Source organism: Ruegeria sp. YTSA135, assembly GCF_059610165.1.
Map to the genome: position 1 here is coordinate 13,866 of NZ_JBXWNC010000009.1, position 13,148 is coordinate 27,013.

The 13,148-nt window shown below is 57.7% G+C and carries 12 protein-coding genes; 6 read left to right on the top strand and 6 right to left on the bottom strand.

Translation table 11 applies throughout. The annotated features are described in order from the left end of the window. Nucleotides 1-2 precede the first annotated feature (2 nt). The 6 genes from AC2FIT_RS13115 to AC2FIT_RS13140 all read right to left on the bottom strand — a co-directional run bounded on the left by AC2FIT_RS13115 (nt 3) and on the right by AC2FIT_RS13140 (nt 5,797). Nucleotides 3-1,310, bottom strand: coding sequence for a TRAP transporter large permease (locus AC2FIT_RS13115; RefSeq protein ID WP_171175853.1), 1,308 nt, complete (start codon nt 1,308-1,310; stop codon nt 3-5). Then, a complete protein-coding gene (locus AC2FIT_RS13120) occupies nt 1,310-1,810 on the bottom strand; it encodes a TRAP transporter small permease (protein ID WP_171175855.1) in 501 nt (166 codons plus the stop codon). The genes AC2FIT_RS13115 and AC2FIT_RS13120 overlap by 1 nt, the downstream gene beginning before the upstream one ends. A gap of 62 nt (nt 1,811-1,872) precedes the next feature. After that, entirely contained in the window at nt 1,873-2,886 is a 1,014-nt protein-coding gene (gene dctP / locus AC2FIT_RS13125) for a TRAP transporter substrate-binding protein DctP (protein ID WP_496830109.1), read from the bottom strand. 93 nt (nt 2,887-2,979) lie between these two features. Next, nucleotides 2,980-3,591, bottom strand: coding sequence for a 3-isopropylmalate dehydratase small subunit (gene leuD, locus AC2FIT_RS13130; RefSeq protein WP_496830111.1), 612 nt, complete (start codon nt 3,589-3,591; stop codon nt 2,980-2,982). Continuing rightward, the gene (gene leuC, locus AC2FIT_RS13135; protein WP_496830113.1) at nt 3,591-4,997 is read right to left on the bottom strand and encodes a 3-isopropylmalate dehydratase large subunit; all 1,407 of its coding nucleotides are present in this window, start codon (nt 4,995-4,997) and stop codon (nt 3,591-3,593) included. Before leuC ends, leuD begins: the two co-directional genes overlap by 1 nt. Next, a complete protein-coding gene (locus AC2FIT_RS13140) occupies nt 4,994-5,797 on the bottom strand; it encodes a GntR family transcriptional regulator (protein ID WP_496830115.1) in 804 nt (267 codons plus the stop codon). Before AC2FIT_RS13140 ends, leuC begins: the two co-directional genes overlap by 4 nt. A gap of 146 nt (nt 5,798-5,943) precedes the next feature. Here AC2FIT_RS13140 and AC2FIT_RS13145 point away from each other — a divergent pair, with 146 nt between their 5' ends. From AC2FIT_RS13145 to AC2FIT_RS13170, 6 genes are read left to right on the top strand one after another with little or no spacing between them, the layout of a single operon-like run. Beyond that, complete coding sequence (locus tag AC2FIT_RS13145) at nt 5,944-6,510, top strand: tautomerase family protein (protein ID WP_496830117.1); 567 nt, start codon at nt 5,944-5,946, stop codon at nt 6,508-6,510. Further along, on the top strand, nt 6,507-8,201 hold the full coding sequence (locus AC2FIT_RS13150) for a hydantoinase B/oxoprolinase family protein (protein WP_496830119.1): 1,695 nt from the start codon (nt 6,507-6,509) through the stop codon (nt 8,199-8,201). The genes AC2FIT_RS13145 and AC2FIT_RS13150 overlap by 4 nt, the downstream gene beginning before the upstream one ends. Next, nucleotides 8,198-10,258 carry a hydantoinase/oxoprolinase family protein gene (locus tag AC2FIT_RS13155; protein ID WP_496830121.1) on the top strand — a complete coding sequence of 687 codons (2,061 nt, stop codon included), beginning with the start codon at nt 8,198-8,200 and terminating at the stop codon, nt 10,256-10,258. The genes AC2FIT_RS13150 and AC2FIT_RS13155 overlap by 4 nt, the downstream gene beginning before the upstream one ends. After that, nucleotides 10,259-10,879, top strand: coding sequence for a cysteine hydrolase family protein (locus tag AC2FIT_RS13160; RefSeq protein WP_496830123.1), 621 nt, complete (start codon nt 10,259-10,261; stop codon nt 10,877-10,879). After that, nucleotides 10,876-11,742 carry an isocitrate lyase/PEP mutase family protein gene (locus AC2FIT_RS13165; RefSeq protein ID WP_496830125.1) on the top strand — a complete coding sequence of 289 codons (867 nt, stop codon included), beginning with the start codon at nt 10,876-10,878 and terminating at the stop codon, nt 11,740-11,742. Before AC2FIT_RS13160 ends, AC2FIT_RS13165 begins: the two co-directional genes overlap by 4 nt. Then, nucleotides 11,723-13,093 carry an FAD-dependent oxidoreductase gene (locus AC2FIT_RS13170; protein WP_496830127.1) on the top strand — a complete coding sequence of 457 codons (1,371 nt, stop codon included), beginning with the start codon at nt 11,723-11,725 and terminating at the stop codon, nt 13,091-13,093. The genes AC2FIT_RS13165 and AC2FIT_RS13170 overlap by 20 nt, the downstream gene beginning before the upstream one ends. Nucleotides 13,094-13,148 lie beyond the last annotated feature (55 nt).

Below are 13,148 nucleotides of genomic sequence, written 5' to 3' on the forward strand. Positions count from 1 at the left end.
TCTCACAAGGATGGCAGGAACAATGCCAGGTTTGGGAAGATGATCAACAGGACGACCAGCAGGATCGAGCAGAAAATAAACGGGAATGCGGACGTATAGATTTCGCGCATCGTGGTGCCGGGCGGCGCGACGCCTTTCATCACAAACAGCAGCAACCCAAATGGTGGTGTGGTGAAGCTGATCTCGAGCGAAAGCAACATGATCAGACCGAACCAGATCGGATCAAACCCGAGCGTCTGCGCCAGTGGAAAGAAGATTGGCACGGTCAGCAACATGATCGAGATCTGCTCCATGAACATGCCAAGAAGCAGCAAGACAGCGAACATCACCGTCAGCATGGCCAGTGGGGCAAGTTCAAACGCGATGGCCCAATTCACCAATCCCCGAGACGCTCCGGAAAATGCCAATAGCTGGCTAAACGTGGCCGAGCCAAAGACAATCAAATAGGCCATCAACGTGACCTTGAGGGCGCCGATGACCGACTTTTTGATCGCCTCCCATGATAGGCAGCGAAATATGGCCGCCAGGATCAACACGCCCAATGCGCCAAACGCTGCTGCCTCGGATGGCGTAACAAAGCCTTGAATCATCAAGACGATAATCACGACCATGACGCCAACCATCGGCACGACCTCAGTCATGAGCAGTTTCAAGCGGTATGCCAGTGACATCGGCTCGACGTCGTAAGCTGGCGCTGCGTCGGGATCCAGCCGGGTCTGAAGCCAGATCGTGCCAATATAGAACAAGGCGAGTATCAGACCGGGAATGACTCCGGCTATCAGCAAGGCTGCGACGTCTATCTGTGCCAGCGTGGCCAGAAGAACCGCCAGCGCCGAGGGTGGGATGATGATCGCCAAGCCACCCGTTCCCAAAATTGGTCCAATGCTCATATATGATTTGTAACCGCGGCGGTTCATTTCCGGCACCATAAGCGACCCTAAAAGCGCGGTTGAGCCCATAGACGACCCTGACAAGGTTGAAAACGCGGTGCCGCCCAAAACCGTCACATAACTCAGCCGTCCCGGCAGGCGGCCCAGCAGCTTGTCTATCGCGCTGAACATGCGCCCGCCCAACCCGGTGTGGAAGAATATCTCGCCCATCAACAGGAACAGCGGGATTGGCATCAGCGCGTATTTGGTCAGTGCGCCCAGCCCGTTGTTGAGGAGTTGCGTGACGCCTCGCTCACCCCCCATGAAAACCCAAGCGCCCAGAATGTTGGCCGCCAGAAAAGCAAGTGCGACTGGCATTCCGATGGCCATCAGGAACACTATTGACCCAAGCAGCAGGGCAAGCGCTTCGTACCACTCCATTATTCGTGTATCCCTGCTTCTCCGCTGTGCATCAGCTCGGGTCCGAAGACAAAGCGCGAAAACTCGATCGCCATCATTCCAAACGATAGCGGAAAAGCGATAGTCAGCATCCATCGGGGGAAATAGTAAGCGCGGGTGTCATAGTCCCCGCGCTCGATATTTGTCAGGACCAGATCAGCCCCTTGCCAGGCGAGGATCAGGCAGACCAGCACGCAAGCGGCTGCCACTGTTCTGCTGACAATCCGGCGCAAACCAACTGGCAGCGCGGCCGTCACCAGTTCGATGTGGACGTGGCCCTTTTCCCGAACCAGCCAAGGCGCACCCAGCATGGTCATGTACAAAAGCCCGTATTCGGCAGATGTAAAAAGCCATGCAAAGGGTTGCAGCCCGGCATTTCGCATCAGAACTGACGTGATGACGGATAGCATCAGCCAAACCAGCAAAAGGCCAGCGACAATGGCCATGCCAAACAGCACTGCGTCATAGGTCCTTTTCATCATCCCGCCTGCTCTGCCCCGAAAAGTGATGGGCCCGTCAGTCTGGAACGGGCCTGTCAGTGGTCTTAGTTCGCAGCGTCGAGATCGTAGAACAGCTCGATCAGGCGATCATAATTTTCGGTGCCGCCGGGTTGCTCGGCCATCAGGCCTTTCATACGCTCCCATGTCTTTTCGCGGGCCGCCGCAAGGTAGTTCGCCTTTGCCTCACCTTCCAGGCTAACAACCGTCATGCCTGCTGCGTCAAGGGCCGCAAAGTCTTCGTCGCGTTTGCTGCGCAGGGCTTCAACACTGTCCTTTTCGTGTTGGATCGCAACGTCTTGCAGGATCGTGCGCGCCTCTTCAGACAGCGAGTTCCAGCGGTCGAGGTTCACGATTACACCGAGATCGGTCGAGAAGAAGCATGGCTCAATGCGGTAGTTCAGGAACTCGTTCCATTTCAGGTCGATCAGGCCAATCTGAGTCCAGCCTGTCGCATCAACAACACCACGTTGCAGGGCCGAATATACTTCGCCCGTGGGCAGGTCGATCACTTGCGCACCAAGATAGTTGGTGAAGAAAGCGTTGTAGACGTTGTTGCCGCGCAGTTTCAGCCCTTCAACTTCCAGATTGCCGTCGGCATCAAAACTAGGCTCGTTGCGGGTCCAAAGGTTGTAGCAGACGCCACTATCGAACCAGCCGAGGTATTTCAGGCCCATTTTGTCCTGGTGAATCTGATCGATCAGTTCCGTTCCGCCATTTTCGCGCGTTTCAATCGCGGTCAGATTCGACGCGACCATCGCGTCTTTTTCGGGCAGCGCGCCACCGTAGAAGGAGCCTGGAGTGTAAACCATGTCAACAATTCCGTCGCGCACCGCATCGGGCTGCTGGAACATGCCAATGGCTTCCGGCCCGCCGCGTACGTCAATCTGGATGACCCCTTTGCCCGCTTCGTTAACTTTTTCGACAAAGTCCAGAAAACTCTGCGTATAAATCAGCGTTTCGGGAAAGGCGTGCACCGCCGAGATCGTTTCTTCGGCTTTGGCCGTTCCGGCGACGATCACGGCCCCTGCCAACAGGCCAGCCAATGCGTTCATCTTCATATTTATTCCTCCACTTGTTTCAGGGGCATTTTCCTGGTTTCCCCTAATTTCAGGTCTCTTGACCCGTGTTGCGTCGTCTTTGCGCGACGTGTCCTATTCCGGTTTGTTCGGCCAGGCCCAAGGGGCGGCCCGGTTGCGGTTGTCCCTATGCGCGTTGATTGCCTGCATATGCTGCTGAGTCAGGTCGATGTCGTCCCAGCCGTTGATCAGTTTCACACGCCATCCTTCGTCCAGCTCAAAGGTCGCTGTTATGTCCCCAAGGGTTAGTCGGTTCTCGGTCAGATCAATCGAAGCAAGGACTGGGGCATCTTTCAGTGCATGCTGTAGCTGCGTCACCTTCTCGGCATCCACTCGCGCGGGTAGCAGGCCGTTATTGATGGCATTGTTGGCGAAGATGTCACCAAAACTGGGTGCGATGACTACGCGAATGCCTGCGTCGACCAGCGCATAAACCGCCGCCTCACGTGACGATCCGCTGCCAAAGTTATGTCCGGCGACCAGTATGCTGATCCCCTCGTGGCGGTTCAGCGGGAAGTCTGCTTTCAGCTGTTCATCATCGTCCCGCCGCATATCGTGCAGAAGGTACCGGCCATACCCCTCGCTGCGCGGGACTGACATGAAACGCGCCGGGATAAGCTGATCCGTGTCGATATTGTCGATCGCCAGTGCTAGGGCGTGCCCCTTTTGAGTGCTCCACCCCGCCATCACGCTGCCCTGCCCTGCAAAAGCGGCCTGACATCCGTGATTGTCCCAGTCACGGCCGCAGCGGCGACCATCGCCGGGGACATCAGATGCGTTCGCGCGCCGCGTCCCTGGCGTCCACGGAAATTACGGTTGGTCGAGGATGCGCAGCGTTTGCCCTCGGCCACAACATCTCCATTCATGCCAACGCACATAGAGCAACCTGACGCGGCCCACTCCAACCCGGCATCTTGGAATATCCTGTCCAACCCTTCGGCTTCGGCCTGTGCCTTTACCCGCGCCGAACCGGGCGCGACAAGCCCCGGCACGCGCGCTCGACGTCCCGACAAAACCAAAGCAGCTTCACGAAGGTCTTCAATACGCCCATTCGTGCACGAGCCGATAAAGACCTGATCCACCGGGATACCGTCCAAGGGCTGCCCCGGTCTCAACGCCATGTATTCCAATGCTTCGCGCGCCGAATTGGACTTGGCTGGGTCAGTGGAGTCCGGGCTGGGGATGTTAGCCGTTATGGGCAGGGCCTGTTCCGGGCTGGTGCCCCACGTCACAGTCGGCACAATTTCAGCTGCGCTCAGCGTAACCTCGCGGTCGAAAACGGCCCCTTCGTCCGTGATCAGGCCGCGCCACGCCTTTTGGGCGCTCTGTAGGTCTGCGCCCGAAGGCGCGTATTCACGCCCCTTAAGGTAGGCAAGCGTTACCTCATCCGGCGCCACCATGCCAAACCGCGCCCCGCCTTCGATTGAGAGGTTGCACAGTGTCATGCGCCCTTCCATCGACAGATCACGGATCGTCTGACCTCCGTACTCAACCGCATGGCCTTGCGCACCGCCGCTGCCCAATTGCCCGATCCAGTTGAGGGCAATGTCCTTGGCCGTAACGCCGAACCCCAAACGACCTTCGACGTTTATGCGCATTGCCTTGGGTTTTCGCTGCCAAACCGTCTGTGTTGCCAACACATGCGCAACCTCTGTCGCCCCAATCCCGAAAGCCAACGCGCCAAATGCCCCGTGAGTGGATGTGTGGCTATCCCCGCAATTGATAAGTAGCCCGGGCAAAGTCAGCCCCAACTCGGGCCCTATCACGTGAACGATGCCCTGCGACGGATCACTGAGATCGAAAATTCTGAGGTTGTGGTGCGACGCGTTGTTTCGCAAAGTTTCGATCATTCGGGCGATTTTTGGATCGGCAATCCTGGCCCGGTCGCGTGTGGGCGCGTAATGATCTGCCACTGCAAAGGTGAGGCCCGGTTCAGCCACGGGTAAGCCACGCTCTGCCAGCTTGGCAAAGGCATGATGCGACCCTTCATGCACAAAGTGTCGATCAACCCAAAGCAACGAAACACCATCCTCGAGCCTCAGAACCTCGTGCGAGGCCCAGAGTTTGTCGAGCATGGTGCGCGGTGCGCTCATTTCCCAGTCTCCTCGCTGCGTCCAATCGCAGGTTCCCAATGCCGGGCTGAACCGGTTCCCACGCGCGCCAAAGGCATTTCGAGCCGAAACATGTCAGAGCGATAGAGGCCGGAAAGATACTCAACCCCATTGCCTTCCACGTCCCGAACGATCCGCTTCAACGATAACAACGCCGAACCGACTGCAACGCCCAATGCCTCGGCCACATCAGGCCCCGCCAAAGTTGCGGAAACGGTCTGATGTGCCTCTTCAATTTGCACACCGCTGCGCTCCAGAAGTTTGAACAGCGGTGTCGTGGCGAGGTCGCTTTCCGAGTAGTTCTGCGCAATCGAAGCGGGAACGTAAGTCGTCAGATGTGAAAACGGCACATCATCAGTCAGGCGCACTCGCGTAGCGATCTGCACCGGCTGGTCGCTCGGTAGCCCCATGGCGGACGCCACCACCTCCGGAGCCTTGCCGTACGAAAAGGACAATAGCCGCGCGGCAGTGCTTTGCCCCATTTCGACCAGCTGCGGCATAAGCGTGTTGAAATCCATCGCCGCAGGTGCCCCAAGGGTAGATCGGCCGGAAACCCGGGTGCCGCTGCCTGCTTGACGTTCGATCAGGCCATTTCGTGAAAGCGCGTCCAGCGCCCGCCTTATGGTCACGCGTGAGACGCTGAACTTCTCGGCCAGCCGCTGCTCACCGGGCAGGGTTTCCCCTGCCGAAAGCTGTCCTTCGGTGATTTGATCATGCAGATGCAGGTAGACACGTTGCGCCTTAGTCCCGTCCGGAAGATTGGCCGCGTTGATCTTGTTCACCCGTTGATTCCCCTTTCACAGCCCTTTCAATCGTAAAACCGGAACTTGGAAAATCAAGCTTTAGTATTATTGCCTCTCGAAAAATAGTCTTACAATTATCTAATAACCTGTATTACAGATAATACAACAACCGGAGGAGCTTTTGCATGCCGATCGTCGAATTGCATGTGATCGAAGGCTATAGCGCGCAAGAAAAACAACGACTTGGCGTGGCGCTAACCAATGCTGTGCGATTCGTAGTGCCCGCTACGCCAGAGCTTGTGACGGTCGTGATCCACGATATTTCAGACCAGAACTACTATCGCGGCGGCAAGAGCAGACAGCCTGCTCGAGCCAAAGAAGAACCCGAGCAAATCGTGCTCGCCTTCCTGGCCGAAATGAGTGATCGCGCGTTTGAAAGCGCGCGCAAAAGGCTCAGCTCGGACTTCGTGATGCAGTTTCCCGGAACCGCGCCTATGCGTGATTTGGAGGATCTCAGGAGTTGGGCGGCAAACCGGTATAGCCGGATCGCGAAAACCTACGAGGGGTTCGACGCAATGCAAAGCGATGGCGACGCTGCGATCGTTTATTGCCGGGGTACATTGTCCGGTGAATGGACCGATGGTTCACCATTCGAAGATATCCGCTTCATTGACCGGTTCGAGATTCAGAATGATCTGATCACACGTCAGGATGTCTGGAACGATATTGCAGAAAAAAGGGCACAGGCATGAGCGAGATTGACCCTATTACCCTTTCTGTTCTTGCAGGCCGTATGGAACAGATCGCCGACGAAATGGATGCAACCCTGTTTCGGGCAGCGTTCAACCCGATCATTGCCGAGGCGCATGACGCCAGTCACGGTTTGTATTCCGCAACTACGGGCGACACTCTGGTTCAGGGCAAATCCGGATTGCCAATCTTTGTGGGGGTGATGTCCTTTGCCGTGAAAGCGGTGATCGAAAAAGCCGCAGTGGAAGAGGATCTGGAAGACGGCGATATCTATATCTTCAACGATGCGCATATCGGCGGCACACACTTGTCTGACATGCGCCTGGTGCGTCCCTATTTCCGCGATGGCAAGTTGTTCTGCTATCTCGCGTCAGTTGGGCACTGGCATGACGTGGGCGGTGCGGTGCCCGGAAACTATAACCCGGCTGCGACCGAAGTTTTCCAGGAAGCCTTTGTTCTGCCGCCGGTAAAATTGGCGCGTAAAGGTGAGGTTAATCAGGACATAATCGACATTCTGCTGCGCAATACCCGTCTGCCTCAATCGGCGATGGGGGACTTGAACGGGCAACTAGGTGCTCTGGATCTTGGGGTTCGGAGGATGGACGAGTTGCTGGACGAATACGAAGCTGAAACAGTCTCAGCCGCTCTTGAGGCGCTCAGTGATCGGGCCGAGGTGCTTATGCGGTCCGAGTTGCAGGAATTGCCGGACGGTCGGTGGGAAGCCGAAGATTTCCTAGACAATGACGGTATCACCGATGACCCGCTTCGCATCAAACTGACGCTTGAGATCAAGGGCGATCAAATGGTGCTGGATTTCACAGGCTCATCCCCGCAATGCGCCGGGCCTGTGAACATCGCCCAGCCCACCACCGTTGCAACCGCCTATGTGGCCATAAAACACGTCTTTCCGGCGTTGCCTGCCAACGCCGGCGTGATGCGCCCCATCGAAGTAATCGTGCCCGAAGACAGCCTGTTGTCGGCCGAGTTCCCTGCCCCAACCGGTGGATACACGGAAACTATTTTGCGAATGATTGATGTCGTATTTTCGGCCTTTGCCAACGCTGCACCGGATCGTGTTGTCGCCAATGCCTACGGTACGATCAATGCGCTTTCCATCGCCGGGAAACGCTCGAACGGACAGCCATGGGTGATGTTCAGCTTTTACGGCGGGGGCCACGGTGGCTCGATCGAAAGCGACGGGCTAAACCACGGTAACGCTCCGATCTCGACGGCGACGATCCCGCCGATGGAGATTCTTGAAGCCGCCTATCCTGTCATGTTCCGACAGTGGGCTCTACGCCCCGACAGCGCAGGTGCGGGTACGCATCGGGGCGGGCTTGGCGCTGTCTACGAAATTGAAGTTCTTGAGGAAAACGGCGCCCAGGCGTTTCTGTTCGGCGAACGCGGCAAGTTTGCTCCGAAGGGCATCGCTCAGGGTGGCGATGGGGCGATGAACGTCTTCACTTATGAACAAGACGATGGGTGGAAGGCGCCACCTCTGGTTTCAAAAATGAGAGGGATCAATTTGAAGCAAGGACAAGCGGTTCGCCTTGAGACACCCGGCGGCGGCGGCTACGGCTCTGCGGGCAGCCGCGCCCCTGAAGCGATCGCCAAGGATGTGGCACGCGGGCTTGTGACTGCTGAACAGGCGGACCAAGTCTACGGCACCACATGGCGGGAGGCTAAGCCATGACCGGACGTATGATCGGCGTGGACGTGGGGGGCACGTTCACGGATGTTTTTGTTCTAAACGAAGCGGACGGAAGCGCGTCCGTCGCCAAGGTTCCCACCACGCGCCCGGACCAGTCGGGTGGATTCCTTGACGGGATTGGGCGCGAGGTTGACGACCTGTCCGAGATCTCAGTTGTGGTACACGGCACCACGGCGGGCACAAATGCTCTGCTGGAACGCAAAGGGGCCAGAACGGGTGTGATTTGCACTGCAGGTCTGCGGGACGTCTTGGAGATGCGCCGAAGGGACCGGCCGCGCACCTGGGGATTGCGCGGGGATTTCGAACCAGTTGTGGACCGTCGCGACAGGTTGGAGGTGCCAGAACGCACGCTGGCGGATGGCACCATTCGCACACCGGTCGATCTGGTCGCCGTTCGCAGAGCAGCAGAGCACTTGCGGGAGCAAGGATGCAAAGCCATCGCGATCCTGTTCGCCAATGCCTATGCCAACCCGGAAAACGAAGCTGCCGCCGTTGCCGCCGTCCGCGAGATTTGGCCAAACCCTCATGTTTCGGCCTCGTCAGAAATTCTGCCGGAAATCCGTGAATTCGAACGGTTCTCGACCACGGCGCTGAACGCCTATCTGCAGCCCGAAGTCTCGGGCTATTTGACCCGCCTTGAAAACGCCTTGCAATCCGGCGGATTCGATGGCGAGTTCATGGTTGTGCAATCCAATGGCGGCGTCATGGGGGTCGATACAGCATCCCGCCTACCGGTGCGTACGGCGCTGTCTGGTCCGGCGGCGGGAGTGATTGCTGCGGGCTATATCGCGCAATCCGCTGGCTTCGACAATGTGATCACTGGGGACATGGGCGGCACCAGCTTTGATGTTTCGCTGATATCACAGGGGCAAACGATGTTGTCGGCCCAGACCTCCATCGATTTTGGGATGGTTGTACGCAACCCAATGATCGAAATAACGACCATTGGCGCAGGCGGGGGGTCGATTGCCTGGGTCGATAAGGGCGGATTGTTGAACATCGGCCCTGAAAGCGCTGGGTCAAATCCCGGCCCGGTCGCCTACGGTCTGGGCAATGATCGCCCGACGGTAACGGATGCCAATGTCGTGCTGGGTCGAATCGATCCGAACAACCCGATTGGTGGCAAACTGGAAAGGCTGGACGTGGAGGCTGCTGGAAAAGCTATTGATATCTACGTCGGCGAACCTCTGGGTTTATCCAGACTTCAGGCGGCCGAAGCCATCCTGCGCGTCGCCAATTCCCGCATGGCCGGAGCGATCCGCCTTGTAAGTATAGAGCGCGGCTTTGACCCCAAACGTTTTGCCTTCATGCCGTTCGGCGGTGGCGGAGCTTTGCATGCCGGGGCAATGCTGGCCGAAGTGGGGATCGCCCGCGCGATCATTCCGCGTTACCCCGGTGTCACCTCAGCATTGGGCTGTGTGATCGCCGATATGCGGCAGGATTTCGTACAGACCATCAACACACTGGTCTCACAACTGGACAAAGCTGCTTTGGGCGCATTCATGCAGGAGCATGTGGACCAGGGTATGGCGCTGCTTGAAGCATCGCGGACCACATTCGACAAGCGTGAGATTTCATTCGAGCTGGACATGGCCTATGTGGGTCAAACGCATACTGTGCCGGTGCCGCTGACCGTCACGATGACAAACGGTAAGGTTACAGCGCCAAGCAAAACCGACATCGAACAGGCCTTTGATACGGCTTACAACGCCACCTATGGAAGACTGCTGAAGAACGGCGTGCGACGCATATTGAACCTGCGCAGCGCTATAACGGGCAAGCGACCGAAATTCGATCTTTCTTCTCTTGCTCCGGCAACGGAAGGCAGTGTCGCGCCCGCGTCGACCCGGAAAGTTCATTTCGGACACGCTTGGCATGACACAGCCATTTACGATCGCTTGTCATTACCGGTCGGCGCGGTAATCAAAGGTCCGGCCATTCTGACCCAGCCTGACACGACTGTCCTGATCGATCCAGGTTTTCAAGGGCGCGTGGACTCCTTTGGCAACACGATCATCGAACCACAGGAGGAGGGCTGAATGAGCGAACCAGAAACCTGGGACCCGCGCAAGACGGCGCTGCTGACCATCGATCTTCAGAACGACTTTATCCATCCTGAAGGCGCCTATGGCCGGGCCGGCCAGTCGGCCCAAGAAATTGGTGCTCTTCCCGAACGCATCGCCCCTCTGGCACGAAAGTTGCAAGCCGCGGGTGGGCGTTATTTTTCAGCGCAGTTCACACTTGTACCCGACCGCGATGGCGAGCCATTGATTGCACCGCACCTGAAGAAACTACGCCCGTTCCTGACCAAAGGCGACTTTGCGCCGGGCGAGTTTGGCCATAGTCTGGTCGATACGCTGAAACCCTGCGATTTCGTCATCGAAAAGGTTGCCTACTCGGCTTTTTACCAAACACGTCTGGAATATCTGATGCGCGCCTTGGGCATCGAAAATCTGATTGTCGGCGGCATCGTGACCAATGGTGGAGTTGCTTCGACTCTGCGCGATGCGCATCTACGAGATATCGATACCGTTCTGCTGACAAACGGATGCGCCGCCTTTCGGCAAGAGGTTCATGATGCGACGCTCCTGTCACTGGGCACCGTCACGCACCAGCGAAAGTGCGATCAGATGTTGAACTGGCTGGAGGGAGTCAAATGAGTCTTAAATCCCGCCTGACAAAGAAAGAAATTCTCGTCGCACCGGGCGTGTATGACGGTTTGACGGCTGCGCTGGCTGAAAAAGCTGGATTCGAGGCGCTGTATTTGAGCGGCGCCGCCGTAGCTTACACGCGCCTAGGTCGCCCCGATATCGGATTGTCCACGGCGTCCGAGATGGCAGACACGATGACGCTGATCGCTGATCGAGTCTCATTACCCGTTATCATCGACGCCGACACCGGCTTTGGGAACGCATTGAACGCCCAGCGAACCATGCGGCTATATGAACGTGCCGGTGCATCCGCGCTGCAAGTCGAAGACCAGACCTTTCCGAAACGCTGCGGACATTTGTCGGACAAGTCACTGATCCCCGCGCAGGAAATGGCTGGAAAGATCGCGGCGATGGCTGACGCGCGCGCCAGCAGTGACACGCTGATTATAGCCCGAACGGACGCCATCGCCGTTGAGGGGTTCAACGCTGCTATCGAGCGCGCTGAAACCTATATGGAGGCTGGTGCTGATGTTCTTTTTCTCGAAGCTCCGCAAAGCCGCGAACAACTGACGTCCATCGCGGGCCGATTTGCCCCGCGCGTCCCCCTTTTGGCGAACATGGTCGAAGGCGGCGCGACCCCGATACTTGGCGCTGACGATCTGGAGGCACAGGGTTATTCTATCGTCATTTTCCCTGGCGGGATCGTTCGGGCTTTGGCCAAAACTGCTCAGGCATATTATCAGAGCCTTGCCGACAACGGCTCGAACAAGCCCTTCGCACAGAACATGTTCGATTTCGGCGGTCTGAATGAAGTCATCGGAACCGCCAAGATGCTGGATGCCGGGGCTCGCTATGATGACACCAAAGGTTGAGGATGTTCCACCGGATCGGTTCGATCTGAAGATTGGCACCCTGATCATCGGCGCGGGGGCTTGCGGTCTGGTCGCCGCCCTGTCGGCTTCTGAGGCAGGACAGGACGTGCTGGTTATCGAGGCCGAACCTTATCCCAGCGGCTCGACCGCTTTATCCGCTGGGTTGATCCCTGCTGCGGACACAAAGATACAGCAGGCCGCTGGGATCACGGATGATGCAGCACTCTTTGCCAGCGATATCCAGTCGAAGGCCCACAGCGAGAACGAGCAAGATCTGGTCGATCTGTTGACCAGTAATGCCGCTGAAGTCATCGACTGGCTTTGTGAACGCCACGCCCTGCCCTTTTCGGTTGTCACGGATTTCGACTACCCCGGTCACTCGCGCCGTCGGATGCACGGGCTGCCGACGCGCTCGGGGCAAGAGTTGATCGACGCACTCCGCAGCGCTTGCGAGCGCGAAGGTTTGGACATCATCTGCAATCGCCGCGCGACAACGCTGTATCGCGATCAAGACCAAATCTTGGGTATTGCCGTGACCGGCCCGGATGCAACCGTCGAAACCATTGCCTGCGACCGGCTTATCCTTGCCTGCAACGGTTTTGGTGGCAATCGCGCCCTTGTGTCCGAGCACATGCCGCAAATCGAAGATGCGCTCTGGTTCGGGCATAGCGGTAACCGGGGTGAGGCCGTTCTGTGGGCAGAGGGGGTGGGTGCCCGGCTGCAAAACCTGGGGGCCTACCAAGGCCACGGCAATGTCGCGCACCCACATGGAATCCTGATAACCTGGGCAGTGATTACCGAAGGCGGGGTACAGGTGAACCGCAACGGTCATCGTTTCTGGGACGAGTCGCAAGGCTATTCTGAGGCCGCCCGCGCGGTGCTGGCGCAGCCCGGTGGAGAGGCCTTCGCCATCTTCGACGCCCGCATTGCCGCGATCGCGCGCCAGTTCGAGGATTTCAAGCGCGCGGAAGAGACAGGCGCGATCCGGTCCGCTGAGACAATAGCAGACCTTTCGAACGCACTGGGCCTGCCATCTGTGGCTTTGGAGCAAACCATTCGAGAAATTCCTGTATGTGGCACGGATCAATTCGGCAGGTCTTTCAACCTGCCCTTATTGGCGCCACCTTTCATGGGCGTCCGCGTCACAGGTGCCCTGTTCCACACTCAAGGCGGTTTGCGCGTCGATTCCTCTGCGCGCGTCCTTAAGGAGGACGGTATCGCATTCACCAACCTTTATGCAGGCGGCGGCGCGGCCGTTGGTGTTTCGGGCAAGGGGGACAGCGGGTATCTTTCCGGAAATGGCTTACTGAGTGCCGTTGTGCTGGGTCGCATAGCAGGGCGTGGTGCTTGATATCAAATTTTTGGTTACCGTCAGACAATTTCGAACCAGTCTCACCTAGGCCAGT

What these genes read in the sequence shown, in the direction of transcription:
- AC2FIT_RS13115 (WP_171175853.1), bottom strand. Translation starts at nt 1,310, where the DNA reads ATGGAGTGGTACGAAGCGCTTGCCCTGCTGCTTGGGTCAATAGTGTTC.
- AC2FIT_RS13120 (WP_171175855.1), bottom strand. Translation starts at nt 1,810, where the DNA reads ATGATGAAAAGGACCTATGACGCAGTGCTGTTTGGCATGGCCATTGTC.
- dctP (WP_496830109.1), bottom strand. Translation starts at nt 2,886, where the DNA reads ATGAAGATGAACGCATTGGCTGGCCTGTTGGCAGGGGCCGTGATCGTC.
- leuD (WP_496830111.1), bottom strand. Translation starts at nt 3,591, where the DNA reads ATGGCGGGGTGGAGCACTCAAAAGGGGCACGCCCTAGCACTGGCGATC.
- leuC (WP_496830113.1), bottom strand. Translation starts at nt 4,997, where the DNA reads ATGAGCGCACCGCGCACCATGCTCGACAAACTCTGGGCCTCGCACGAG.
- AC2FIT_RS13145 (WP_496830117.1), top strand. Translation starts at nt 5,944, where the DNA reads ATGCCGATCGTCGAATTGCATGTGATCGAAGGCTATAGCGCGCAAGAA.
- AC2FIT_RS13150 (WP_496830119.1), top strand. Translation starts at nt 6,507, where the DNA reads ATGAGCGAGATTGACCCTATTACCCTTTCTGTTCTTGCAGGCCGTATG.
- AC2FIT_RS13155 (WP_496830121.1), top strand. Translation starts at nt 8,198, where the DNA reads ATGACCGGACGTATGATCGGCGTGGACGTGGGGGGCACGTTCACGGAT.
- AC2FIT_RS13160 (WP_496830123.1), top strand. Translation starts at nt 10,259, where the DNA reads ATGAGCGAACCAGAAACCTGGGACCCGCGCAAGACGGCGCTGCTGACC.
- AC2FIT_RS13165 (WP_496830125.1), top strand. Translation starts at nt 10,876, where the DNA reads ATGAGTCTTAAATCCCGCCTGACAAAGAAAGAAATTCTCGTCGCACCG.
- AC2FIT_RS13170 (WP_496830127.1), top strand. Translation starts at nt 11,723, where the DNA reads ATGATGACACCAAAGGTTGAGGATGTTCCACCGGATCGGTTCGATCTG.